This is a genomic window from Microcystis sp. LE19-41.2A (assembly GCF_027530405.1).
Taxonomy (GTDB): Bacteria; Cyanobacteriota; Cyanobacteriia; order Cyanobacteriales; family Microcystaceae; genus Microcystis; species Microcystis aeruginosa.
Genome location: NZ_JAPZQJ010000175.1, coordinates 22321 through 47835 on the forward strand (window position 1 = coordinate 22321; position 25515 = coordinate 47835).

Below are 25515 nucleotides of genomic sequence, written 5' to 3' on the forward strand. Positions count from 1 at the left end.
ATTACTCCTCCCTAATAATTTTCATTTCCTTATCGGTCAGCCCATATAAGTGAGCAACTTTATCGTCTATCTCTGCCTCAAGTTTTGACACATCAGCAGTTTTATTATTGTACTTTATTGTCAAGATTTTATCTACCAGTTCGATAATCGGCTTCTGCTGCTCTGGGGTGGCTTTAGGAATAGGCAGTTTTTTCCAGTCATCTGGATATAGATCAGTATTACTCTTACGAACAGATTGAAGAAACTCAAAAGCAATAGAAGAGTTCATAATTGCCATAAGGAATTTAACAGCAAAACTCCTGCTAATTTTTTCTAATTCTTCACGCTTTGGTAAATTAGCACTTGATGGTTTTTCATAAATATATCTAGCGGCTTTTTTTAAAGAATTATTTTTAACATCCGATAAATTATGCCAAGAAAGGCATACTATCACTGTATGATTTGATAAAGTTTGTGCATGATCATAACATACTCGAATTTTTTTTCCTGCAATTCTTAGTATTAGTAATTTTTCATCAGCTTCATACAGTTCTGGAAAAGTAGGTCGGCGAAATAATGCTGGAGCGCGTTCAGAAGCCCACTCCAACCATTTGTATCTACATGGTAGCCAGCGATCAAGGTCTTTGCCTTCTACGAAGCGTTTAGAATGCAATTGATCTTTTGTATCTGAAACTAAATCATGTAGTTTAAATAAACCTTGAGCTAATTTTTCATGGGAATTAACAACCATGCCTACGCTTAGATAGCAAATATCTCCCAATGGTATTACGTTTACAGAGAACTGATTAGTCTGCTTATCTTCAGGAAAAAAAACTCGATAATCTAGATATTCTTGCTTAGTAGTTGATAGAATGTTAACTTGTCCAAATTGATTATAATGAACCAAACGCTCAGGTTTATAAACTTTCCCGTCTGATTTTTGAAAAAAGAATATTATATTTTTAACGGCTGCATCAAAAAACTGGAGTTTACTGAGAAAATCAAGCCTTAATATTTTACTATTTTTTACATACCATGTTTGAGCTTTCTGGGCATATTTAGCATGGCAAAAACCATCAGAAACAATCATAGTTATCAAGCCATTTTTCTTAAGTAACTTGTATCCACGCTCAATAAAGGCTACATATAAATCCCATTTTTCCCACAATGTTTCGTAGTCACCACTAGCCTCAATTTCTTTGCGCGTGGCTAAATGTTTCTCTCCACAGTCAGCCCTCACATAAGGCGGATTGCCAATCACCACATCAAACCCGCCCTTAGACTCAAATACATCTCTAAAATGGAGATGATACTGGAAGAAATTAAGCGATCGCTCTCCGCTTTCAACCTCAGATGCAAACTTAGCTAAATTAGTTAACTTATCGGCAATTTCCTTCCTTTCCTTTTCCTGAGTTCTAGAAACCTTACCTTTCATAGTTTTAATCTCGGTTTCTAATTCTTTCTGCTTACCTAACCAATACTGCTGCCGATCGCTTACCGCCACCCGAAACACATTGGCCTCAGCTTCAAGTATCTGTTCCCGTAGTCGATGACGTTCTTCCGTCTGGACATCAAAATATCTTTTTTCTAGCTCAAGTAAAGGAGCGATCGCAATCTGAATAGGAGTAACGGCTAACATCCCCTGCTGAGTTTTGGTAGGGTCTGGGATTAACTGTTCCCCGTGAATGGTAGAGATGAGGGAATCCCCACACATCAGCTTGTAGTCTAGGTTAGGCAAGGGTTCCACATCTTCTATGTTGGGGATGTCCACTACCAGAGACAGCCACATCCTCAATTTAGCGATTTCGATCGCTTCTGGTTTGATATCGACACCGTAGAGATTATTGGCAATAATATCCCGTTTCCATTGGCTGATAGTGAGACTTCCCCTAGAAACTTTCATCCCTTCCCGTCTGGCTACGGCCTGTCTCACGTTCAGGATTACCTGCATCATACCGAGAGGGAACGCACCCGAACCTACGGCAGGGTCAAGCACTTTAATGGAAGCGATCGCCTGTTTTAGACTTTTAGTCTGTTGAGGAGTCATCAACTGATTGAACTCTGAATCGGGTAAGTCAGGGTCATAATCAATCAACTTCTGCAAAACTTCTAAGCTCATCCCCGTCTCATCAGCGAGGTAACGGGACAACACCTCAGAACACATGAACTGGACGATGCCTCTGGGGGTGTAGAACGTCCCCGATTGTCCCCGTTCGTCAGCGGCCAGCATATTCTCGAATACTTTCCCTAACATCTCCGGGTCAACCGCCACGTCTTCATCCCCCGCCACGTTCTCGGCAATGGTGAAGTTGTAACCATTAAAAAAGCCGAGAATACTATCCGTATTCCCCGGGTCAAACAGCCCATTAGGTAAAATGATGGTTTCCGGTGTCGGCCGCCCCGCCGTGTCCCTAATTCCCGGACCATAATCTCGATCGAATAGACCGCCGTTGAGATAGGGAATCTTACCCCATTTTGAATCGAGATTGGGACGCTGTTGGTTCAACGTCTGGAAAAATAAGGGTTCGAGGACGCTAGTGTAATATTCTGTGTCATCGGGGTCGGGTCTTAGATGTTTGTATTGGGTAGTGAGGAAACGACGATCCCCCGCCAAAAACTCTTTCTTCTGGAGAAAGTAGAGGAACATCAATCGTCCCAATAACCTTTGGGAGAACTGGTGCAAACGGTCTGAGTCCTCAAAATAGGGGTGGTCATTGTGCAACTTTACTGCCTGCTGAACCTGATCAAACAGTTGTTTATATCCCCTATAGAAACTCTTAGTCAGCTTCTCAACATCAAAGGCTTCACACTGTACCTTGTAGAGTTCCTGCGGTGACTTATCCCTGACAGCGATCGCTTCCAATCGATCGAGGTCGTAAGCGGTAGGATTGGTACGGTCAATTAAAAGTTTTCTGATGCTGGCCTTGAGGTTCATCTTATCGTCAAAGCTCTTGCGGGGATTGACCAACATCAATTGGTTATAGTCTTTGGTTGCCAATAAGAGAAACTCGGTATCACGACGACCTACCTGAGAAGCGATCGCTTTCATGCGACTACTGGCAACACTGGGGGAAGACCACTCCTCCGGCTGCAATTGGAACAGCAACACCTGTAATCCCCCATTCCCCTGATCGGCAATCAGGTAGGCATCATAGACAGCTTCGGCACTTCTGGAAGTTAACTGCAAGTCCTCTAGGTTTAGAGGTTGCGCTTCGGCATCGTAACCTAACCGATGGAATAGGGACGCTACCCCATCGGGGCTAGTTAAAGTCTTTAAATCGTCTAGTCTTAGTAATCGTTCCGGCATTTCCCCAACTTCCAAAACTGATTTCGATTATTCCTCTTAAGCGATTGCCTACCCGCCCTTTGACAATGTATAGAGTAAATCCAACAAAACCATCAATTATTATCAATGCAATTGTCAAGGTTTACCACCTATCTCTAGGATGCCACGAATGGCGGTCAATACTTCACTTTCTCTCACTGGAAGTAAAGTAGTACAGAGTTATCCCCTAGTAAAGATTGGGGGGAACTATAGTTAAGAAAGGGAACTGGGAATCGGAACGATGATCGAGCGACACAGAAGGAGATTGGCTAACGGGGAGGAGCGGGTCTATACCTACGGGGTTGGAGCGGACGGTGAGCGTCAGTCTTTGTCGATCCGTTCCGTTGATGATTCCCTTTCAATCCCCTGCTATAGACGAGCAGAAAAAGAGCGGGTGGTGGCCGCCCTACTAGCCAATGCCAGTTTGTTGGTGGTGGGGGAAGCTGGTGCGGGAAAGACCTTTTTAGCGGAGCGGGTGATCGAGGACTTGTGGGGGCGGGGGTTTCCGGTGGCCGCCCCTGCCATCGGCACGGTCAAACAGATGCTTCTGGAAATCGCCGGGGATTTGGAGGTAGATACGGAGACGCTAGAGGGCAAACCGATGACGGCACAACAGTTACAGGAAACCATCGCCGAATGGTTAGAGGGTAACGTCGCTTTTCTGGTCATGGACAATGCCCACAGGTTCCCCGTTTCCCTGCGTTGTTGGTTGGAAAAACTGCATTTACAGGGACAGCCGATATTATTGTTGGCTACTTACCCCCCGGCCCGAGATATTTTTTTGAAGCTTCCCCGCATCGAATTGGAAGCTTTACCAGAAAAGGCGATCCGCGAAATCATGGAAGGGGAAGCAAACGATTTGGGATTGCAGGTGACACCGGGTAAACTGGCCGATTGGCAACAACGGGCGATCGGTAATCCCATGTTAGCGAAACGGGTGGTCAAAGAGGAATATTTAGGATTGGAGGGTAATAATTACGACCATACTCAGTGGATCGACGGTACTCCCCTACTAATCGCTGTTCTCATGGGTTTTATGATTCTCAGATTCTTGGGACTCGGTTTCAATAACACCAGTCTTTATCTGATCGGCGGGATACTGACCGTGGCGGTGGGAATCGTCAGGTTGATGATTTATTCGTTACCCCGACAGTCTAACCGTTTGGGACGCTGACTTCATCCTACCTTAGTAGTTTGGTCTGTCACATATAGTTCCGCTAAACTGAAAGAGTTGAGCTTAATCAACTGACCTATGACCATTGCGATCGACCAACCAATAGAACAAAAGCAACTCAGCTTTGACGAGTTTCTCGCTCGATTTGCCCTGAGCTACGTCGAAGGGTACGGTGACGATAATCGCTACGAACTAATCGATGGAGAGGTGTTCGATTTGGAACCGACGGGTTTGCATGAAGAAGTCGCGGCTTGCATTACCACAAAGGTCTGTGTCCAGATCGATAAAACAAATTTACCCTGGTTTGTTCTTCAACGGGGATTATTGCGTCCTTCCCACCTTAGTATGACGGCATTTCGACCTGACGTTGCGGTTGTGGATCGAGATGAACTTAGCAAAGAACTACTTTGGTCTAACCAGTCGATTCTAACGCTGGGGAGTTCGATTAAATTTGTGGCGGAAGTTGTCAGTAGCAACTGGCAAAACGATTATGCCCGCAAAGTTGAAGATTACGCCGTTTTAGGCATTCCTGAATATTGGATTGCCGATTATGCAGGATTGGGCGGGACTCGACATATTGGTAAGCCCAAACAGCCCACTCTATCCATCTGTACGCTAGTGGATGGAGAATATGAAATTCAGCAGTTTCGAGGCAATCAGACTATAACTTCCACCATTTTCCCGGTGCTGAAATTAACGGCCGAACAAGTGTTAAGGGCTGGTGGATAAAAAGCCAGAGATTTATCGAAAAATTGGGTTTAAAGCCTGCCCCTTTTAGGACGGCTTTGTGTTAAGTAAGCGGAAAATCAGATGTGTGTGATACGCGAACTTACCGTTGGACAAAAGCTAGTGTCACCAACCTATTTCTGGTTGCTAAACCTTAAATAGGGCAATTAAGCTTTTTTTAGGCGGCCGCAGAAGTATCAACATAATTTATAGACTCCGTGGACACGCCCTTATTGTCCCGTTCTAACCACCGACTAAAAATCTCGTTGCGTCCGTCAAGGTTTAGCCCTGCCAAACTGTAAACCCGACGGCGATCGAGTCTTGACCCTAACCGACCACAGCAGGAAAGTTTAAGCCCGAACTTCCCTAGCACTCGTTGTAAGAATCTGATAGGAGTATCCTTTTCGCCTATGGTTATTCCTAAGCAGGTTCTAATATCCTTTTTGTAGGGGATAACTAAGGTTTCGTACCATTCTTGTAAGTCTTCATTGGCGAACGTTTGATCGGCATCTAAAAACTCTGGAATTCTGATAATTTCTAAAACTAACAAGGCAGGGATTAAGCTTTTAGTGAAATCGGGAAGAAAAACACGACCGTCCGAGTTCTTTCCTAATTTCTCCATTCTTTTCTGTTCTTTGTGCTTTATAAAGGGTTTTCCAACGGTCAGGTAATAATGAAGGCTTAATTCGCTAAACCATCCTTCTGAGTCCCTTTTGATGTGGGTAGTGGTAATGTTTTCCGTAAGGTATCGCCGGCATAATTGCCCTTTTCTTAGCTGATAGCGCTGATCGGCAGTGCGATCGCTTAGATTACTCAATTTTTCCAGTTCATCATCGCTAGGGTTAGGGGCGGCGGCGATCATTTCTCGTTCCGTTTCGAGGGCTTCCTCTCTTGTTAGGGTCATCATTAAAGATACTTCATCCGTTATCGTGGGGTCGTCATCGGGATTGTCGCCGACGGGGAATTGATAGCCTTCGCCGAGTAGTCGTTCTACAATGGCATCCCTATATCGCCATGCTTCGCTATTACAGGTTATCGCATAATCGACCCAAGTTGCGATGAGAATGGCATTTTCCCCCTCAAACAAGGAAATATGATCAAGGTCGCTTAATTCCTTGAAAATAACGGTCGCTTTTCGTTTTTCACCTCTTAACAAGTCCCTAGCGTTAGAACTGCCGTTCCCAGTGAAATTCGCATGAGTTTTGGGAGCGAATAAATGTCTCGGAACGTCGGAACGAACCCGATCAATTGCCTGACAGACTCCATCGACCGACTGACTACCCGAAGAAAAACACCAAACAGAATCAAAATCGCTACGGTCGATGCTTATCCCAGTTTCTAAAATCGGGCTAACTATGGGAATGTCGATCTCTTGGAGCAATTCTTTAAGGTTGTCTTCTATCCTGTAGGCTTTATGATTGGGTTCGGCTGTTGTCTCGGAGTCGATCGCTACAGGTTTTCTGACTGGACAATGTTGAGAAATGATCGTTTGCAAGTTTTTACTACTGGTCTTAGATGCGGCCGTTTGGGAGCCGGTGATGATGTAGGGACGGCCTCCCTTGTGGATGTGGTCCAGCAATACGGCCAGCATTTTGGCTTTAGACTCATAGACTGCCAGTGATCGAGGAGTTTCCCTGATATAGGTATTTTGTACTATCCAACTCTCTACTGGTATCCCTAGAAGCTTCTGAATAAAAATGATTGATCGCTTAGTTAAATAAGCATCGCATAAAATAATTTTCCCACCGCCAGCGATCGCTTCCCTGAGTAAATCCCTGAAAGTCTCTAGGATAGCTACCCGATAACGTTTCAAGCCGTCAAGGGAGCTATTAAGCAGGTAGTCTAATGATTGTTCAATCTCATCTAAAGGAATATAAGCACCGTGCCAATTTTCAGGCTTAAATGGTGGGTTAGCTTGAGAATGTAAGCTATTAAAGCATAAAGCATAGCCTAGATAGCTTTTGGTATCGCTTTTATCAGTTCTGTAGTCGATCCCCAAGCGTTGGCATAATTCCGATAGCAATTTAACCCGATGGCCGATAGGGAGAACCGCTATTCCTTGAGAGCTTGCCCGCTCTGCGATCGCTCGTAATATCTCGGTTTTTCCCGTTCCTTTCCCTGATTTAATGCAGATAATTTGAGCATTTTCAGGGATTTTAAGGTCTTCTAGGGTTAAAAACTGCTGATTAAGCGATATATTGACTATATCCGATATATCTCTCTTATTTTTTCCCTTCCAAGTATCAAAAGGAATAGCGTTATCGAGTATTTCTAGGGCATATTCCCGGCCTTTTTTGGCATGAATATCATCGATCCCTTTTCCGTTTTTTGGGTCCCAGACAGCAACATGAGGATGCCCGCCAGCCTTTTTGATAGCGATCGCCAGCTTATAAATTCCAGACTCAACCTTTTTAATGGTTGAGGGTTTCAAGTCGCGGTCAAAGGCTATGTTAACCCGTCTCCCTTTGACATAAAGCTGCAATTCAGGGAGCAAAAATAACGGTTTATCTATTCCATTCTCATCCTTATTTTTTGCCCCGCATTGGCAGCCGTATAAGCTAATCGCCGGTTGGTTAAGGGAGACGACTGACAAGGCTTTTTTCCCCCCTTCTGTCAGGGCTAGGGGTATTTCAGGATGATCGAGAAACCATTCCCAGAAAGTCTCATCCTTACCCGGCGGGGTCAGATTATGGGATTGTGCGATCGCTCTGGCAATGCGATCGGGAACAGGGGAAAAGTAGGCCTTATCACCTATTCCTTTTGGGGCCAAGTATTGGCCTGATTTTTTCCCGTCCTGGGCATCCCCAAAAATCTTAAGTTGCCAGGCCTCACCGGTTTCTTGCCGGAATACGGCCGCTAAAAGGTTTGGTTTAGCCTGATCGGTAAACCGGGTGTAGCGATACCCTAGAAGATCGGCGATCGGAGTTCCCAAAACCTCGCGGGTAACGTCATCGATTAGTATGTCCGGAATAATCTCGATCGCCGTGTCGAATACGTCAAGAGCGATCGCACTACCTTCTAAAAATTCTTGTCTGATTTCAGAGAGATAGGCTTTAAACATGGTGGCCTCCCATCATTTCCCGATAGAGGGTTAGGGGAGTAGTCCCATGATATCCATTTGTCGAAAAAATCAAAAATAAGTTTTTTTCGGCTATAGTCCGCTCTAGTAAAGGGGTTGAGCTACAATTGCGGGGGGAAGAAAAAGGCTTGACAACGGCAGATGTGCTGCACAATAGCCCATTTTTAGTTAACATTTAATTGTATTTAATGTTTTTGGTCCCCCTGCGTCTCCAAACGTTGGGGGTTTTTACTGATCAAGAGAAAGTCCCTAAGCTATATCGATTATACCGTCAATGTTTCGGGATGAGTTGCCTATCAGCTGGCTGCCGAGAAAACACCCGTTCTAATTCTTTTCCCGAACTTGAGACCTCACCACCGTAAACCTCAAGACTTTTCACTGGCTCAACTGGTCGTACAAATGTTCTAAATTAGAAGCAAAGGGTGAGATCGTCGCTTGACAGATCGGCTTCTCAAGGCAAGGTCTTCCAGAAAAAATCTGGCAATCAGCCCACGGAAAAAAAGGTTGAGAAACTGGGTGAATTAAACGGTTAACTTTGGGTTTTAGATTCGGTCGGGTTATCAGTTAAGTACCTAAGCAAAATTAATTACACATTTCGATAAAGCTTTTGCCTCTTGCCTATTGCCTCTTGCCTGTCTTCACTAGGAAATTTATTTTGCATGACTACTTATCGTAGTTGTCAGTTTACCTATTACCGATCACAGCCAAAAACCAACCTTTGCCGCTCGATAATTTAATTATAATTTACAATTCTCACTTCCCAATTCAGAACTGATAAACTATAATTTGTAATCTATAATTCACAATTTATAATTCATAATTTATAATTCATAATTTATATGATGAGCGTCACTCATATAGCCTTTTCGGTAGCTTTGACGAGTATAACGTTGGGAACCGCCAATCCGGAGATATTGGGCATAGCGGCGATGGCGGCCTTGTTGCCAGATATTGACACGGGCAAAAGCTCGATCGGAAGGCTCTTGTTTCCCGTCAGTGGTTGGCTAGAAAAGAGAACGGTTCATCGGGGCATAACCCACAGTTTCTTCGCTTCAGGTGTCGTCACCCTTGCGGCTTATCCCCTGTCCCTACTGGGTTATAGTCAACTCTGGTACGGTCTGATTCTCGGTTACTTTTTCGGCTGGTTTGCCGATGTTTTTACTAAGTCGGGAGTGCAGGCGTTTTATCCCGGTCGGGGAAGGATGATCATCCCCAGAAATCCCCGTTTGAGGTTGGCCACGGGCAGTAATGCAGAGTGGTTCCTGCTGTTTATTCTTGTGGTCGTCTCGGTTCTGAGTATTTCTATCAACAGTGGTGGTGGTCTGATTCGCGGGTTCAATCAGGCATTGGGTTTGCCGTCGGGAGCGATCGAGACGGTGAACGAGGATGCTTCCCGCTATCTGTTGCGGGTTAGGGTTCAAGGGAGAAATGCCATTACCGAACAGCCGGTGGATGCCACCTACGAGGTAATCGAACCGTTGACCGTTAGCGATCTGCTGGTCAAGGACGAAGGGGGAACGGTGTACCGACTGGGTTCGAGTCAGGAATCTCAGATCATCGCCTCCCGCCTTCGGGTGGAACGGGTCGCACCAGTCCAAGTAAAGATCGAAAATATCTTCTTGGAAGATGAATATTTAGATAGGCTCGCTAATTTAACGGGAAGGGTATATTTAACGGGAACGCTGACCATTGCCGATGGTTCGGGTCTGAGTTTGCCCAGTCAAGCCGACCGTTTCGATACTATTACCCTACAACCGGGTAACATCGCCTACGCCCGACTTACCGCCGCTAGTCCCCAGTATGCGATCAACAAATTGGGAGAATACAGCGTTTCAGGTCATCTCATCGCTAGGATCATAAATGTTCAATAAACAGCAGAAACCACTACCCAACGCCGTTTTACGGGCCCCCAATTCTCCCCTATCGGACGAATCATCGCCACCGTCTGGCATCCTTCTGGGGGATAACTGTTATTGGAATCCGGGTCATCTCCCCAACGGTCACATCGTCGCCATCGGTGCATCCGGTAGTGGCAAAACCCAGACCCTCAAAGCGATTGCCTATTCTCTCCGACAGACCTATCCCGATATTCAGTTATTTATCATCGATTTCCACGGTGATCAGGAGATTATCGGTGAAACTTGTTATCCCCTGCACATGGCCAGTTCTCACGGCATCAATCCCCTGATTGTCAATCTCGATGCTGAAGGGGGTGGTCCCCATCTACAGGCGATTGCTGTCACCACCACCCTCAAACGTTCTTTGCAGTTGGGACCCAATCAGGAGGGTTTACTGTTGGAAATATTGCAATTTTGTTACAACCGGCGGGGTATCAGCCAAGAACAACCGACGAGTTGGACAAGGGAAGCGCCCAATTTTACCGATTTGCAGCAGGAGATCGAGTCGCGGGTCGAGAGCGGCTGTAAGGAATCGCAAAAACTGAAACTGAAACTGATAGCCACCTTCACCTACGGTGTCTTCTGCCGTCCCCAACCCGACTTCACCGAGAAACATATCCGCATCGACCTCTCGAAATTACCGCCGGAGATCGGGGCGATTGCCGCCGAATCCTTGGCCTGGCAATTGATGAACCGACACCGCCTCTTGGGAGAAATCGAAGGGAAGTTACCCCGTACCTACCTATTCATCGATGAGGCCAAGGAATTGCGGAAAAGTCGGGCCTGTGACCGCATCATCGCCGACGGTCGTAAATACGGGCTGGGTTTGGTGTTGGCATCCCAATCGGAACGACATCTCAGCGACGACGTGATCGGTAACTCCTCTACCAAGATCGTTCTGCCAGTGGACCAATCGGAAGTAAAACGGGTGGCCGCCAAATTCCGTTTCGCCGAGAAGAAAGTAGCCGAGTTAGTACCCTTGACCGCCCTATGTCGTTTCGGCAAACAGGCAGAAATGACCAGTATCTTTCCTTATCACCGGAGGGTAGAAGATGGTTAGCACTCTTTCTAGGTCAAAACCCCACCAGCGACGCACTGAGACGGTTTTCGCTATCCTTGACGACGCACCAGCCGGTACGACCTACGAAGGTCTGATCTCGTTGGTACGGGAGAAAACGGGTAAGGGTTGTTCCCGCAAGCTGATTAGTCGCTGGAAACGCGAACGCACGGGAGAAACCGTCTCGGAAATCCCGACCGTTTTAGAAATTCCAACTGTCTTGGAAACCCCGACCGTTTTGGAAACGATCGCTTCTCAAAAAACACTTAGACAAAGTTCAGTGTTTACCCTGAGAGAAGCCGATACTTCCCCCATTGTCCCCATAATCGAGAAACACAGCGAGAAAACAAGCGAGAGTGTTGCCCTGAAAGAAGCCGATACTTCCCCCATTGTCCCAGAACTCTTATATTCCCCCCGTCCTGATTTCTTTCGTTATCTGACCGTTGCCGCCGCCGTCATCATCGCCCTAGTCGGTTGCAGTTACACCACCGCCCAAAAAACCCCCAGCACCCCCGTTACACCTGTTACCCCTGTTACCCCTGTTACCATTCCCTCCTCTCCGAAAAAAACCCACTCCAACGTACCGAGAGAGATCAAAATCCGATTGACCCTTACCACCCCCGCAGATCTGCGGGTCAAACAAGGTTCTCGGATCGTTGCGGGTCAGATACTAAGCGATCGCATTACCGAGAGACAACGACTCCAAACCCAACGTCAACAGTTGGAACTCTCCCTAAAAAAGTTACAGATTCCCTTCCCCGAACTCACCTTACCTTCACCACCCCCAACATTAAATAAACTTCCCCCCGTTTCCTACCGGCAAGAAATCGCTCATATTACCCTGAAAACGGGAGAATTCAAACAGATAGAGACTAAAATAACCCAACAAAAACAGAAAATTTCTCAATTACTAGCCCTTCCCTCTGCCCCCCTTATCAAGGGGGGATTAAGGGGGGATCCCGTTAATGTCGCTTCTCTACCCACTTTTGTTACTATCGACTCTCAACCTTTACCCCCTTATCAAGGGGGCCAGGGGGGATCCGTGGAGACGATCATCGAGCATGAACGGGCGAAACTCTCCCAAATGGAAACGGAACGGGAACAGGCAAAAATACAACTGGAAATCGCCCGTGCCGCTTTATCAACCGCCAAGGAAAAGCGTCTTCAGGAAGAATACCAATTGGCTCTAGAAGAAAACCGACGGGCGATCACCCTTCAGAACCAACAACTAGAAGTGGAGAAACAGAGGGCGGTTCGCGCCGCACAACTTCAGGAACGGGAATACAACAAAGCGGTGATCAGGACGAGAATACAGGAGATCGACGATGCACTGGTTCAATTGGCTACGGTTAAGGCTCCCTACCCCGGAACGGTCAAACGGCTTAAATGGCAGGGTCAGGATGATCGCCTTCTCACTGTCGAGCTTACTGTTGATGTTGACCCTGAGCGAAGCCGAAGGGTTGACTCCCCTACAGGCCGCTCCGCTTCCCTGTCTCGATAGCGGTAACGATTGTCTCCGTACCCTCACCGAAGCGGCGATCGAACGTTCCCCTGAATTGCAGACCCTCGACGAGCGCATCGCCCTGATCGATCGCCGGTTACAGTTGGCTGGACAACGTATCGACCAAGCCAACGCCCGACAATGGACAGGTTATCTCACCACCGACCCGATCGCCATTCTGCAAAATATCTTTGGGGGTGGTCAGGTACAACAACAGAGGATGGCCATCACCGACCTCGAAATCAGGGCGGCCGACCTAGAGGCGGCCAAGGCTGAATTGGAACGTCAACGGGCTGCCAAACGCTCTCAACTGGGAGAACAGGTCTTAACGCTGGTGATCGCCTACGAAACCGCCGGCGATCGAGAACGGGCGATATTAGCCCAACTGTCCAATCACGACCTCTTGACCCGAATTACCGAGATCGATTACCGTCTGGGCGGTTCATCCACCGAAACCTATCTAACAAGAATCGCCCAACGAGAACAGTTAGAGATTCAGTGGAACCGTTACCGTCTCGAACGGGAAACCGCTAAACGACAACTTCTATCCCTGACCGGGTTTTCCGCTCCTGAAACCACTGGGTAATGGGTTGATATTGTGAAATTGTAAATTTTTGTGGAGAAGTGCGGTCAGAACTAGAAATCATCGCTAGTCTTTTACAAGAGTTCCGTTATTTTAACTTACTGTCAGGAATTTAGTTAAACAAGGTTTTTGGCAATATGCTATGGCTAACACGCTTTTGGGCGTGATATAGCTGAACTTCCCCCATACATATATACCATAATAGCCGAAAACCCTTATCCATCAATGGATGCACCCCCTTAACTTTTCTTAATGTACCCATGTAATTTTTAATATTTCTTAATGGACAAGAATTCTCTCCATTTGCTAAAATAGTGGTCATGTATATAGAAAAAGTTCCTAACCGTAATTCCCCCCCCGCTGTTCTTCTTCGGGAGTCCTACCGAGAAGGAGATCAAGTCAAAAAAAGAACCCTGGCCAATCTCTCAAAATTACCCGATGATATTATCGACAATCTGAAACTGGCTCTTAAAGGGGCAACACTGTCCATGAATGAAGGCATTCCCAATCATTTTGAAGTGATTAGAAGTCTTCCTCATGGTCATGTGATGGCTATTTTAGAGACGATTAAAAAATTAGGTTTAGATAAAATAATCAGTGAAAAATCCTCACGAATCAGAAACTTAGTGGTGGCGATGATTGTGGCAAGAATCATCAATCCTAAATCGAAACTAGCCACAGCGAGAGGGTTTAATAGCGAGACTGGCAGTCAGAGTTTAGGACAATTGTTAGACTTAGAGAAAGCCGATGAAGACGAATTATATAACGCCTTAGATTGGTTATTAGAAAAACAAGAGAAAATTGAGAAGCACCTAGCAATTAAACACTTAGAATCAGGAACATTAGTCTTGTATGATGTCACTTCTACCTACCTAGAAGGAAATGGTTGTGAACTGGGAAAATATGGTTATAATCGAGATAAAAAGAAGGGGAAAACTCAGATAGTTTTTGGGTTGCTCTGTTCAGCCAAGGGTTGTCCGATAGCGGTAGAAGTATTTGAAGGAAACACCTCAGATGGTGCTACTTTAAGCGGACAAATTGAGAAAGTCAGAAAGGGTTGGGGGATTGAGAATGTTGTCTGGGTAAGCGATAGAGGAATTTTAACCAACTCGAAAATCAACGAATTAGTAAAACCCATAGAAGGATTAGACTATATTACTGGTTTAACTAAGCCTCAAATTCGGAAATTGGCTGAGGTAGAAGTGATTCAATTAGGATTATTTGATCAGGTAAACTTGGTGGAATTTGAGAGTGAAGATTATCCCGATGAAAGATTAATTGCTTGTCGTAATCCCTTCATTGCCCAGAAAAATCAACTACAAAGAGAGGCATTATTAGAAGCGGTAGAGAAGGAACTAGATTTGATTGTTCAGGCGACTCAAAGGGAGAAAAGAGCTTTAAAGGGTCAAGATAAGATAGCTTTGAGAGTGGGCAAGATTCTTAATCAGTTTAAGGTCAATAAATACTATAACCTAGAGATAACAGAAGAAGGCTTTTCTTATCAGCGTAAGCTGGAATTAATCGCTCAAGAAACGGCCTTAGATGGTGTGTATGTGTTAAGAACTTCTCTGGAGTCAACTTTGATGGATGCAGCGACGACGGTTAAAGCTTATAAAAGTTTGTCTCAAGTGGAGGAGGCATTTCGCTGTTATAAGTCAATTGATTTAAAGGTACGTCCTATCTATCATTATAAGGGTGATAGAGTCAAAGCCCATATCTTTTTATGTATGTTGGCTTATTATGTGGAATGGCATTTAAAACAGTCTTTGGCTCCTTTGTTATTTGAGGATGAAGAAATTGATGATAGTTCTCTGAATGTGATTAAGGCGAGTCGCAGTGAATCGGTGCAATCTAAAGAGAGAAAAAAACGGAATCAAGAGAACTTTCCTGTGCATAGCTTTCGGACTTTGTTGGAAGACCTGGGGACAATTTGCTTGAATACAGTAGAATGTACGATTAGGGAGGGAAGTTATCGTTTTTCTAAGATAACTCGACCGACCCAACTGCAACAAAAAGCGTTAGATTTATTAGGGGTTTCCCTGATTTGTACCCACTAACGGGGCGGCGGAAATTCTCTTAATCCCTCCTACAGCTGGACTTCCCCCGTATAAACATACTAGCTATGGCCAAAAGTCTTACAGAGCCTGAGTTAAAGCAGTATAATACTAATGGACTACTGGACACAAAATCCTGAAGTCCTTACGCTGATAGGGTTTGAGGCAAAAATTTTCAAATTTGACCTTTCGACCATTATAGCTTGTTTCGGGGCAGAAAACCATCAAAAACATGGCTACAGAGGGAATCGCTGACTCTAGAGATTAATGACACCATCTGTTACAATGAGGTTAGCGATCACTATACAGCCAACTCTAGGTCATCGCTCTACTCCAGATACAGTCAACGGTACAGCCATTTTCAAGCGAAAAATGTACCCAGTAGCCTCTTTTCAATTTTTTCTGAGAAGCGACCTGCGGTAAGGGTTTTGTTAATTTTTTAGTATTTCTGTATGGGGGAAGTCCAGTTATTACATCTGGTTTAATAAAGCTATTTGATGTAAATCAAATTCTTCAACACGAGAACGACCCAGAAATTTTGGATATGCTTCAAGAGTACGGCTATTCATGAAATTTGTACCGACTTCTATTTACCACCTCACCTCAACCGTGGCACTGGCATCATTGCCGAACACATCGACTAACCGGACAGCGATCGCTGCCCATATCCCTAACAACTGCATTTGGAGCAGTATCGATCGCCGGTTCGACTGGGAAAAAATCGCTAGGGGATGCGATCGATAGAACAAGGGGAAGCGAAATCTAGGTTAGCTTTCCCGTCACGTTTTGCTTTTCTGGTTTCTGTGTGGAATTAATTTCTAGCTTTCTTGTTTGTGGCTTAGTAAGGTTGAGAATTAGTAGGCTAATTTCAGAAGTAATAGAAAGGGAGCAATCAGGGGAAGTAATTGACGTTATAATTAGCCATAGTTTTCCGTCAAAATTGGATTTTGTCTCTTGAAACTCTGATTAATCGGTTTTTAGAGCTAATTTTGACTATTGGTCTAATCTGCCGCTATTCTTTGCTGTGACTGACTTATAAATTTTTGGAGATGTCTATTATAACCAAAAAAGCGATCGTAATATATAAGTGATCTCACTAACATTGTTCTTCAGTCTTATATCTGCGAATAGCACTGTTCATCAGGTTAATCTGCTCTGCGTGAAATGAAGGGGGCATGGCACCATGAGTCGTGTAGTCTAATCCATCGTGCATGACATCTGTTGGTAATTCAGAGTGATCTAAACCTAAGGTATGACCAATCTCATGAGCAATCGTGTTGGCAATTAAATTAGATAGACTACTAATACTAAGATTGCCTCTACAAGAAGCATAAAAAACTTGATCGATTCTGATAATTGCATGACCAGTAACTTTACCTAATAAGAAGCTCGCTACTCCTAAATAATCTACTGGCTGACTGTCAGCAAATACATAAACATGAGTAAATTTATCTTGCCATTCCTGACTGTTAGGTGGTTCTGTAGTAAGAAAAACCTGAACACCTCTGAATGCACCATACAGTCTGGAAAAAGCTTCCATAAAAATTGCACTCATGGTTTCTTGATATTCGGGTAAGACTGCCATATTTGAAATATCTATCCAAATACAATGGCGACTTTTTTCTGAAAAATTTCGCAAGGGAAAACCGCAGTTAGGACAAAATTCCCATTCTGCTTGAAGGCGCAATCTACAAGATTGACACCTGAGTTTAATTGGTCTAGTGAGATCTATACGCTGAGATAGAGATTGTTTGAGCTTGCGGTTGTATTTAGTTAAGTCGAGTCGTTCAAATAAAGATGACATAGCTTTCCTTTACTAAGCATAAGAACCGACAATTTCTCCTAATCCGTTGACACTAACTCCATTTCCAATTGCAGCTAACTTCCACTCGTCGTTATGTTGGTATAACTCTGCCATAATCATTCCCGTAGCACCTTTGTATTCATTTCCTGATAGATTGTAGCGAGCAAGCTCTTTGTTGTTAGACATATCTACTAATCGTACAAATGCGTTTTTTACTTGGAAAAAGTCTTGTTTTCTGGCTATACAGTCATAAATATTGACTGTAAAAACCAGTTTGGTAATTCGTGATGGCACTAAGGAAAGATCAACAATGATTTGCTCATCATCTCCCTCTCCTGCCCCCGTCAAGTTATCTCCTAAGTGAGTGATTCCTCCCGATCGATGCTTGAGATTGCCAAAATAAACTATATCGTCCTTGTCTCCAACTTTTCCGTTACTGCCCAAGCAGATTACTGAAGCATCTAGGTCGTAGTTCGGTCTGTTACTAAATGCGCCGAACAAGCCACCCCCAGTTTGTTCCACTACATCCCATCCTAGTCCACAAATAATTTTTTTCAGACCAGGTGCCTCTTTTGTCAGGGAAATACGTTGCCCTTTCTGTAAATTGATGGCCATAATTTGAACTTTCCTTAGCTATAACGATCTAGCAATGCTTGCAGCCCTCCTTGATAGCCAGAACCCACCGCGTTGAGTGACCATTGCCCATCTTTGCGATAGAGTTCTGCCATGATTAGGGCGGTTTCAATAGAATAGTCTTCTACTAAGTCGTAGCGTACAGCCTCTTGTTTGTTCTGAGCATTAACGATACGTACAAAAGCGTTTTGTACTTGTCCAAAGTTTTGGCGACGTTGCTGTGCCTCGTGAATCGTTACTGTAATAACAATCTTCTTAACTTCTTCTGGTACTTTCTTGAGGTCAATTTTAATAACTTCATCATCCCCTTCACCAAGTCCTGTTAAGTTATCCCCAGTATGTTGGACTGATTTGTTTGGATCAGGGCTGAAAAGATTGTTGTAGAAGATAAAGTGTTTATCTGAGATTAGCTTTTCATTAGCTCCCAACAAAAACACCGACGAATCTAGATCGAAGTCCGATCCAGTGTCAGTGGCTTTGACATCCCATCCCAATCCTACAAATACTTCTGATAATCCAGGAGCAACTTTTTCTAGCGATACTCGTTGTCCTTTTGTTAATGAAACTGCCATAAAATACTCTCCTGGTCAATTGCGTATTGAATGAACTTTACAGTTAAGTCGGAGGGATTTTTCCTGATTTGTCAAGACCTAGTTGGTCACAAAATAAACCAGGACTAATATTACTTTACCCCCCTGTTTTTGTCAAGTGTAAACCAACAGAAATTAACAAAAATTTACATAGAGAGCAGGGTTTAACTGAAAATGGTGGTTATATTGAGCCGCAGGAACAACCGAAGCATCCCGATGATTTACCGTAGTGACTTCATTATAAACTTCGGGAGCATCTCACCTTTGTAACCCCTAAATCAGGTTTTATGTCAAGCTATTTTAAAAGCCTTGCTAGAAACCAGTTTTAGGGACAAGTATAATTACTCACTTGCATAAATGAGATGCTCCCTAAACTTCTTGGGGAATGATAATTTAGCCAAAGAGTTTTTGGAGTAAGTTAAGTTGACCAACTTTGCCTTTTTCTCATACTCTCAAATCCCTAGTAAACCCTGAAACCCGATGCCAAGCTTGCCCATCTTCTTCTATATCAACGGGCATTATATCCTTCCAAGAACTCCAATAACTTTTCTTCCCAAGGGTTCAGGTAGGGACGTTTCAAAGAACCCAACGTTTCTAGAATAGCCCTCACCGTCTCCTCTTCCCCTAACGACCGGAGATGAACCAGACGATCGCTCAGTTGTTGCATCTTTTGCCGGTGGTCGGGGGAATACTGCAAATCCCTTAAATTCTCCTCTCTAACGGTATATTCACCGTTCCAAGCCCGCACCAGACAGGAAAATTCTCTCACCTCGATCACGATACACCAACAACCACCCAATCCTCTCAGTTCGGGGTTATCTTTGATCAGGATTTCGCAAACATCACCGACCCGGTAGGGTATGGGAATTTTGGTTCGCTCCCGGATGCGCTGTACAATATCCTTGACGATGCGACCAGACGGCACTTTACCACCAGCAGCTTCTACCGCCTGCTGCCACACTTCTCTCTGTTGGTCTGGTTCTAGTTGGATCAAAGGGCGCACTTGTCTTTCATTCGTCGGTAGAACTTCCACCAATGGTGGAACTTTATCACTAGAGTCACCCAAAAGTTCCACCATTGGTGGAACTTTTGCTAATAGATTGTCAACCACACCGGTAGCCTCGATCAGTTGGTACGAGCGCGACTGTTTCATCCCGAATCGGTCTTGAACGTACTCCTCAAAAGTCTTGTGGGTAGAACGGTACAGTCGTCTATCCCGCAATTCCTTCAAGGCTGTTCCCGCTTCGTAGAAAGCCCTTTCTACCTTGCGTTCCCAGAACAGACGTTGACGTTCCTCTTCTGGTGTCAGGTCATCGACCACCTCTACCCGTACCGATTGCGGGGGAAATAGATCCAGTTCTAAGTTGACCGCCCCTTCCGGTTCGGGTGGCAGCCGTTTACGGTTCTTTTTAGCCCAATCATCCAGCCACGCCCGGGGCGAGGCGAACTTGGTGGTGGCCTTAACGGGAATATCGAGGACAAAACCGTTCGCACTGACGGTGCGCTTGGCACTAAAAGAATTGTACTCAAAACGCCACTCTAACCCGTAGGCTGTCCAGATTTGCGGAGAGCGAGACCAGATGCTCACGCCGTTACCTCCCGACTACATTACTATTTACAGTCGCAAAGTTTGTTTTTTTCAACCAGTGATATTAATATTATAAGTGATAAAATAGACGATAACAATAGTTTTTCTGAGAGGTTTTGGACGTGGTGAAACAGAAGAAAGCGGTGATGATTCCCGTCGAGATGGTCGAGACTATCTCATGGTCCGAGGAATCGGGATTGAAGTTAAAGGAGATTCGGGAGGGACAGGGACTATCTCGAAACAAGTTGGTAAATAAGATTAGGGATGCCGGTCGGGACATTTCACCCCAGCACATCCAAAAGTTGGAGACTGGTTTCAAGGCGATAACAGGAGAAAGTCAAACGGCCAAGAGTGTCGGCACGGCTACCCTCCGAGCGATTCTCGACGCTTTGGATTACCCGATCGATCGGTTCCTCACCGAAATCGGTCACAAGTAAACCTAATTTTGCCTTTTTAATCCCCGAACTAAACCGACGATAACTTCCGAAATTCTCTTGGTTCCAATTGAAGCCTTTTTTTAAGGGACTATACTGGATTTATCCGTTAGTTCCGCATACCCTTCAACTATTCCAGCTTTTTGTCCCCTCGATTCGGTATTTATTTTTTATTCTTAACCCCTCGGAGATGAAAAATTATGCAAAAAGCCGCCTCCTTACCCGATCGCTACCGAATAGGAAAAACCCAGTTTTACGAACGCCGTCAGCACCTGATCCGCTTGGGTTACGCCATGGAAGCCGAGAAACACGGTCGAAACAGCTACTACAGTGATGAACAGGTGCAAATATTCGATGACCTAAACACCTACTATAAGAAATGGGGTACTCTCGAAGGTTTTCCGAGTGCTACCCCCGAAATCGCTGATAAACAGACCAAAACCGAGAAAAATTCCCCCGTAACTAACGCCCAGACGGGATTAGTTCAGCGAGAGAGTGAAAAAGTCATAAACGATTCCGTCGATACCGAAGAAATCTTCGTTGATACCAATCCCTTAGAGGACATTCAAGAGGATAATTTTCGTCGTGTGGATGAGGCCGCCCAGTTTGCCGCCGCCCAGAATCTCGTCGCTTTCAACTACCTGACCGTAAACTATATGAAAGAACGCAATTTCAGCGTCCCCGGTCTAAGTTCACAGGTAGAAAAATCCGGTCGTGTGGTCGAGGAGTCCCTAGATTCCCTCAATCAATCCCCAGAATTAATCGCAAAGAAGCTGATCCAACGTACCAAGAAGGAACCAGAACAGATGACCTAACCTTGATCCTACAGGGTGCGATCGATCGAGAACGCCGTCGTCTGTTACATTGGTTTCTCATCTGTCAGATCACGGGTTTGTTATCTGGTGGGGTCATATCCATTTCTCTTAAAGGTGAACCCCTATCGGGAGCGGGTTGGGGATTGGGCATCGGTAATCTCCATTTCGGGGTGTCCGTCGGTTTTCTATCGAAAAAATAGTCGTCACCCGATAATCACGCTTAAGGTTGCGACCACGCAGTTGCCGTGAGACTTCAGACGTTCGTTTTGTCGAACGTCCGATCACCTCACCCCGTCATATCATTTCCTTACCACCCGGCCCGCTTTCAACAAAATCGAGTATGTCTTCTGGATACGGAAAGTCTTCTGGGATGCTGGCCAACAATCGATCGAGCGTTGGATTGCATGGCTTCTCTGTGAGTTCAACGATTGAATTCTCGTCAAGTCCGAAGTTTTCAGCAATCTTGTGGGGAATTTCGATATCCATGATCTTCTTGTCCGATAAAGTTAGAAAATTAACCTTAAATACTTATTTAATTCAGTTATCGGTCAGATAAGGGGAAATAACTGCAATTTTTCCCTTAAGTAATCGCATTTAGACCTTTTTTCTCCACCAGAGACAGCAGTTTTAATGCGGGTCCGGCTGGATGTTTCTCTCCTCTTTTAAGCTCCTTTTTTTTTCCAGGCTATGAGGTAACGACGATCAGATTTTCAGTCATTTTTATTTCTATTCTATCATCACCGTCAAACATTGTTTAACAAAAAGATAGAATGGTAATGTCAAACAATGTTTAACGGATTGTGGAACCATGAGATCGAAATCCATCGGGGTGAGGATTCCGGACGCGATCAACGAACGCTTTGAGAGTTACGGACGGTGGCATTTTCCCAAGGGGGACAGTTTCGACAAGACAAAAACCGCCCTCGACCTCATCTGCAAGGGATTGCAATGTTCTCCCGACCAAGAGAACGATATTGAACAAATCGTCAAACGAATCGTTGAACAAGAAATGAGAACAGTAATCGAGGAGGTGACGGCGACGGTTGCCGGTCTCAACCGGGAAATTGAAACCCTGAAACGGTTAATCGATCGAGAGGATACAGAGGAAGATTCGGGAATGTCTCGCTCGACCCTAGCCCCGATTTTCGAGGATTTTTGAGAACCAGTCATTCTCTCCTCGGTCGCTCGATCACCCTAAAGAAAATTTAAGTTATCTATTAAGCTACTGATAGAGGATTATCTTGCTGCCAACGAATAATACTAACTAGATACATCAGAAGATGAGAGGAGACCATTTAAGTACCGAGTAAAAAGAGTTAATCTTTTTACTCATAACTAATCCCATGACAGCATCTTCACTGCCATAAACATTTTGTAATAAAAAACACGCTTCGGTAATGACAGCTTCACAGCTAAAGAATGGATAGGACAAATTAGCAGTTGCTTGAGTTGCCCATTGGTGAAAAGCTTCTCGACGGTTGACTATTGCCACTAAAAGTCCCGTATCTAAAAAATATTTGACTTCATTTGCTGCCGATAACTGGAAGATAGTCTTTATTACTGGCTAAATCTCCCGGCCTCCCATCCAACCAATGTATTCCTCGGCCGCTTCAGAAAATGAAATCGGTTTTTCTTTCTCTGAAATTTCTGTTTTCTGTGCCTTAAATTGCAAGAACTCAATAAAATTTATTATCTCTTGCTATTGTTGCGGGGTAAGAGCGTGCAGTTTTTCTATAATCATTTCTGATAGGAGAGTTGCTTTATTCATGAAAATTCTAGGCTGGTTTTTTTCAGTATTATATCTTATCGCTTACTTCTCCTCAACGAAAAAAATGATAAGAATTAAACCGCAAAAGCAAGATTCTGTCAGGGCGTGAAAATTAAGTTTTTAGTCGATGAATTTTTAATTGGGTCGATTTGAATGAATTTGTGATACAATAAAAAGGCTGAAATACTTAATAATTTTAGATCATGAATGCGACGACAATTGAAATTGGCACTTTGATTGATCGTTCTCCTAAAATTCGAGGAGGAAGACCAACAATTGCGGGGACAGGAGTGACAGTGCGCCGCCTCGTTTCTTGGTATAAATTAGGGCTGACTCCTGAAGAAATTTTAAACCGGATGGGACATCCCCATTTAGATTTAGCGGTTCTTCGGTTTTTGTTATGCAATGGACGGGGGTTATAAGGGATGAAACCCTTATATAGAAAGACATGGCTGCGATTTTTGCCAATTGTTTTCGATCTAGAACGAGCTAATCAATTAAGTCTCTTGCCAGATAAGGATTTAGTCGATTTATGCCCCCTGCTCGAACCAGACCAAGTAACGAAGAACCAAAACTCTCTCCACCAGACTCACTATAATTCACACAGTAGCCTAGCTATGTCGGCAGAATCTAGACATCGGAGCTTACTTGCCAATCGATACCAACTGGTCGAGTTGATCGGTAGCGGTGCCATGGGACAAGTATATCGAGCAGAAGATAAACTATTAGGTGGCGTAACCGTCGCCGTCAAATTCCTCTCGCAAACTCTCCTCAACAACAGAATGCGCGAGCGCTTCGAGCGAGAGGCGACTATTTCGGCACTTTTAGGCGAAAAAAGTATTCATGTTGTTAAGGTTCGTGATTATGGTGTAGATGACAAGGAAGTCCCCTTCTACGTCATGGAATTTTTGCCGGGGGAGAGCATGAGTGAAATCATCAAACATCAGCCGCTGCCCCTCCCGCGCTTTCTCAATCTCACCCGTCAGATTTGTTTCGGCCTGGAATGCGCCCATAAGGGTATTATCTTCCAAGGGGAGATGTGTCCGATTATTCACCGGGACATCAAACCAAGCAATATTATGGTGATTCAGGACTCAGGATTAGGGGAATTGGTGAAAATTCTCGATTTTGGCATCGCTAAACTCATCCAATCGGGAGAATCCCAAACCCAATCGTTTATGGGAACCTTAGCCTATTGTTCCCCGGAACAGATGGAAGGTAAAGAACTCGATCATCGTTCCGATATCTACAGTTTTGGGATTATGATGTACGAGATGATCACGGGAGAAACGCCCGTTTTTCCCGATAATCCCTCCTTTGGCGGTTGGTATGAGGTTCACCACTACGCCGAACCCCGTTCCTTTAATTCTAGCTTGCAATTACCGCCAGAATTAGAACAGTTAATCCTGCGCTGCTTGGCCAAAGCACCCAGCGATCGCCCTTCAAGTGTTACAGATATACTACAACGTCTCGAACGACTTGAACCCCTAGTCAAAAATGAAATCGTCAAAAAAACCGACGATTACACCCGCAAAATCAAAACCCCTCGTGATTTAAATCAAACCATTGTTTCTGCTGCTAATGCGAGGGATATCTGTGTCAAGTCCAGTTGGCCCGAGGATAAACCGCGCCAAAAAATTGTCTTCTCACGCTGTCTCCAGGCTGCTGACGGCGTTTTTCCCGGTTTATGGGTAATGTTGGATCGAGAAGATATCGCCGTCCGGGTTGCTAGTGTCCGTTATAATCAATTCCTCTTTTTACCCACACCTCACCCGATGATTCTCTGGATTACTGTCCTCTATCATCGTCAATGGGGCCCCCGCTGGTTGCCTTGTTATTTGGACTTAAAAACCCCTCAAGGTCAAAAAATGACCAAAACCCTCGCCGAAGCCGGTCAATACTGGATTTTATTTTTCCCCCTCGAAGGCAGCAACATCTGTGAAAATGTGATCAACGCTAATATTCCCGCCAATCAATGCCAAATTTTGCAGCAATGGGTGACAGATAGTCAATCGGGCCAGGGTGGCAACCCGCAAATTAGCAAGCGGATGTTAAAACAGAAAATCGAGCAACTTAAACCCCAGATTCTGGCCAAATTAGAGTCAGAACTGGCCGGGCAGCCCTAAAAAATCAGGGGGGTATGATGAGTTGCTGAAACGGATGTAATTTTGGGGTAATCGATGAATATGCCCCATAACAGCGCAGTCGAGCGGACAGCGGACGGGACTAATATTTGTGTATATTGCCAAAGCTATCTGCCGCTCTTCACTTTCGCTATTAGCCATCATCCATTCCCAATGCCTACTTCTGTATTATAAGTTGGGTACTATTTTTGTAGATAGTGCAGAAATCTACAGGAGATCAAGTATTGACATCCTCGCCGCCCTAAAAGTGCGGCGATTCCTAAACCTCACGATTTAAGTTTCTGCTTCCACCACCGTCGCATACCACAGTTAAAAAACCATGTACTGTCTTACACAGAGTCCACAGACTTTCGCCCCATTTCA

The 25515-nt window shown here is 44.7% G+C and carries 21 protein-coding genes and 1 pseudogene; 14 read left to right on the forward strand and 8 right to left on the reverse strand.

Translation table 11 applies throughout. The annotated features are described in order from the left end of the window. Position 1: 1 nt before the first annotated feature. Positions 2-3286, reverse strand: a complete 3285-nt coding sequence (locus O9290_RS07655; protein WP_288086857.1) for an Eco57I restriction-modification methylase domain-containing protein — start codon at positions 3284-3286, stop codon at positions 2-4. Between the two features lie 259 nt (positions 3287-3545). Between O9290_RS07655 and O9290_RS07660 the strand changes: the two genes are divergently transcribed. Together O9290_RS07660 and O9290_RS07665 are read left to right on the forward strand one after the other, a co-directional pair. After that, a complete protein-coding gene (locus tag O9290_RS07660; RefSeq protein WP_288086859.1) occupies positions 3546-4478 on the forward strand; it encodes an ATP-binding protein in 933 nt (310 codons plus the stop codon). Between the two features lie 78 nt (positions 4479-4556). Then, complete coding sequence (locus O9290_RS07665) at positions 4557-5207, forward strand: Uma2 family endonuclease (RefSeq protein ID WP_288086860.1); 651 nt, start codon at positions 4557-4559, stop codon at positions 5205-5207. 175 nt (positions 5208-5382) lie between these two features. Here the strand turns inward: O9290_RS07665 and O9290_RS07670 are convergent, their stop codons facing one another. Then, positions 5383-8265: a plasmid replication protein, CyRepA1 family gene (locus O9290_RS07670; protein WP_288086862.1), complete on the reverse strand. Its 2883-nt coding sequence runs from the start codon at positions 8263-8265 to the stop codon at positions 5383-5385. Positions 8266-9122: 857 nt separating this feature from the next. Between O9290_RS07670 and O9290_RS07675 the strand changes: the two genes are divergently transcribed. The 6 genes from O9290_RS07675 (at position 9123) to O9290_RS07700 (ending at position 16120) form a co-directional block, all read left to right on the forward strand. Continuing rightward, the gene (locus O9290_RS07675; protein WP_288086863.1) at positions 9123-10154 is read left to right on the forward strand and encodes a metal-dependent hydrolase; all 1032 of its coding nucleotides are present in this window, start codon (positions 9123-9125) and stop codon (positions 10152-10154) included. Further along, a complete protein-coding gene (locus tag O9290_RS07680) occupies positions 10144-11241 on the forward strand; it encodes an ATP-binding protein (protein ID WP_288086865.1) in 1098 nt (365 codons plus the stop codon). Before O9290_RS07675 ends, O9290_RS07680 begins: the two co-directional genes overlap by 11 nt. Then, positions 11234-12739 carry a hypothetical protein gene (locus O9290_RS07685; RefSeq protein ID WP_288086867.1) on the forward strand — a complete coding sequence of 502 codons (1506 nt, stop codon included), beginning with the start codon at positions 11234-11236 and terminating at the stop codon, positions 12737-12739. The genes O9290_RS07680 and O9290_RS07685 overlap by 8 nt, the downstream gene beginning before the upstream one ends. Next, positions 12672-13325: a TolC family protein gene (locus O9290_RS07690; protein WP_288086868.1), complete on the forward strand. Its 654-nt coding sequence runs from the start codon at positions 12672-12674 to the stop codon at positions 13323-13325. Before O9290_RS07685 ends, O9290_RS07690 begins: the two co-directional genes overlap by 68 nt. 317 nt (positions 13326-13642) lie before the next feature. Then, entirely contained in the window at positions 13643-15379 is a 1737-nt protein-coding gene (locus O9290_RS07695; protein ID WP_288086869.1) for an IS1634 family transposase, read from the forward strand. 564 nt (positions 15380-15943) lie between these two features. Further along, positions 15944-16120 (forward strand): hypothetical protein, encoded by a 177-nt coding sequence (locus O9290_RS07700; RefSeq protein WP_184891208.1) that lies wholly within the window; start codon positions 15944-15946, stop codon positions 16118-16120. Positions 16121-16472: 352 nt separating this feature from the next. On the opposite strand, the gene O9290_RS07705 is transcribed toward O9290_RS07700, so the two are convergent. The 4 genes from O9290_RS07705 to O9290_RS07720 all read right to left on the reverse strand — a co-directional run bounded on the left by O9290_RS07705 (position 16473) and on the right by O9290_RS07720 (position 19991). Next, positions 16473-17180, reverse strand: a complete 708-nt coding sequence (locus O9290_RS07705; RefSeq protein WP_287768043.1) for a matrixin family metalloprotease — start codon at positions 17178-17180, stop codon at positions 16473-16475. Between the two features lie 12 nt (positions 17181-17192). Further along, on the reverse strand, positions 17193-17795 hold the full coding sequence (locus O9290_RS07710) for a TerD family protein (RefSeq protein ID WP_002760097.1): 603 nt from the start codon (positions 17793-17795) through the stop codon (positions 17193-17195). Positions 17796-17809: 14 nt separating this feature from the next. Continuing rightward, a complete protein-coding gene (locus O9290_RS07715; protein WP_002760098.1) occupies positions 17810-18385 on the reverse strand; it encodes a TerD family protein in 576 nt (191 codons plus the stop codon). 526 nt (positions 18386-18911) lie between these two features. Continuing rightward, positions 18912-19991 carry a hypothetical protein gene (locus O9290_RS07720; RefSeq protein WP_288086871.1) on the reverse strand — a complete coding sequence of 360 codons (1080 nt, stop codon included), beginning with the start codon at positions 19989-19991 and terminating at the stop codon, positions 18912-18914. Positions 19992-20116: 125 nt separating this feature from the next. Between O9290_RS07720 and O9290_RS07725 the strand changes: the two genes are divergently transcribed. The 3 genes from O9290_RS07725 to O9290_RS07735 all read left to right on the forward strand — a co-directional run bounded on the left by O9290_RS07725 (position 20117) and on the right by O9290_RS07735 (position 21440). Next, entirely contained in the window at positions 20117-20428 is a 312-nt protein-coding gene (locus tag O9290_RS07725) for a helix-turn-helix domain-containing protein (RefSeq protein WP_288086873.1), read from the forward strand. A gap of 197 nt (positions 20429-20625) precedes the next feature. Beyond that, a complete protein-coding gene (locus tag O9290_RS07730) occupies positions 20626-21240 on the forward strand; it encodes a hypothetical protein (protein ID WP_288086874.1) in 615 nt (204 codons plus the stop codon). A gap of 2 nt (positions 21241-21242) precedes the next feature. Then, a complete protein-coding gene (locus tag O9290_RS07735; protein WP_288086876.1) occupies positions 21243-21440 on the forward strand; it encodes a hypothetical protein in 198 nt (65 codons plus the stop codon). Between the two features lie 94 nt (positions 21441-21534). On the opposite strand, the gene O9290_RS07740 is transcribed toward O9290_RS07735, so the two are convergent. Beyond that, positions 21535-21726 carry a hypothetical protein gene (locus tag O9290_RS07740; RefSeq protein ID WP_045356703.1) on the reverse strand — a complete coding sequence of 64 codons (192 nt, stop codon included), beginning with the start codon at positions 21724-21726 and terminating at the stop codon, positions 21535-21537. Positions 21727-22048: 322 nt separating this feature from the next. Here O9290_RS07740 and O9290_RS07745 point away from each other — a divergent pair, with 322 nt between their 5' ends. Further along, positions 22049-22399, forward strand: a complete 351-nt coding sequence (locus O9290_RS07745) for a hypothetical protein (RefSeq protein ID WP_288086877.1) — start codon at positions 22049-22051, stop codon at positions 22397-22399. 114 nt (positions 22400-22513) lie between these two features. Here the strand turns inward: O9290_RS07745 and O9290_RS07750 are convergent, their stop codons facing one another. Next, positions 22514-22732, reverse strand: coding sequence for a hypothetical protein (locus O9290_RS07750; protein WP_288086878.1), 219 nt, complete (start codon positions 22730-22732; stop codon positions 22514-22516). A 479-nt stretch (positions 22733-23211) separates the two neighbouring features. On the opposite strand from O9290_RS07750, the pseudogene O9290_RS07755 reads away from it, so the two are divergent. Then, positions 23212-23391 (forward strand): annotated as a pseudogene (locus O9290_RS07755) (DUF433 domain-containing protein); the annotation flags it as partial. Positions 23392-23625: 234 nt separating this feature from the next. Further along, entirely contained in the window at positions 23626-25134 is a 1509-nt protein-coding gene (locus O9290_RS07760; protein ID WP_288026851.1) for a serine/threonine-protein kinase, read from the forward strand. The last annotated feature ends 381 nt before the right edge of the window (positions 25135-25515 follow it).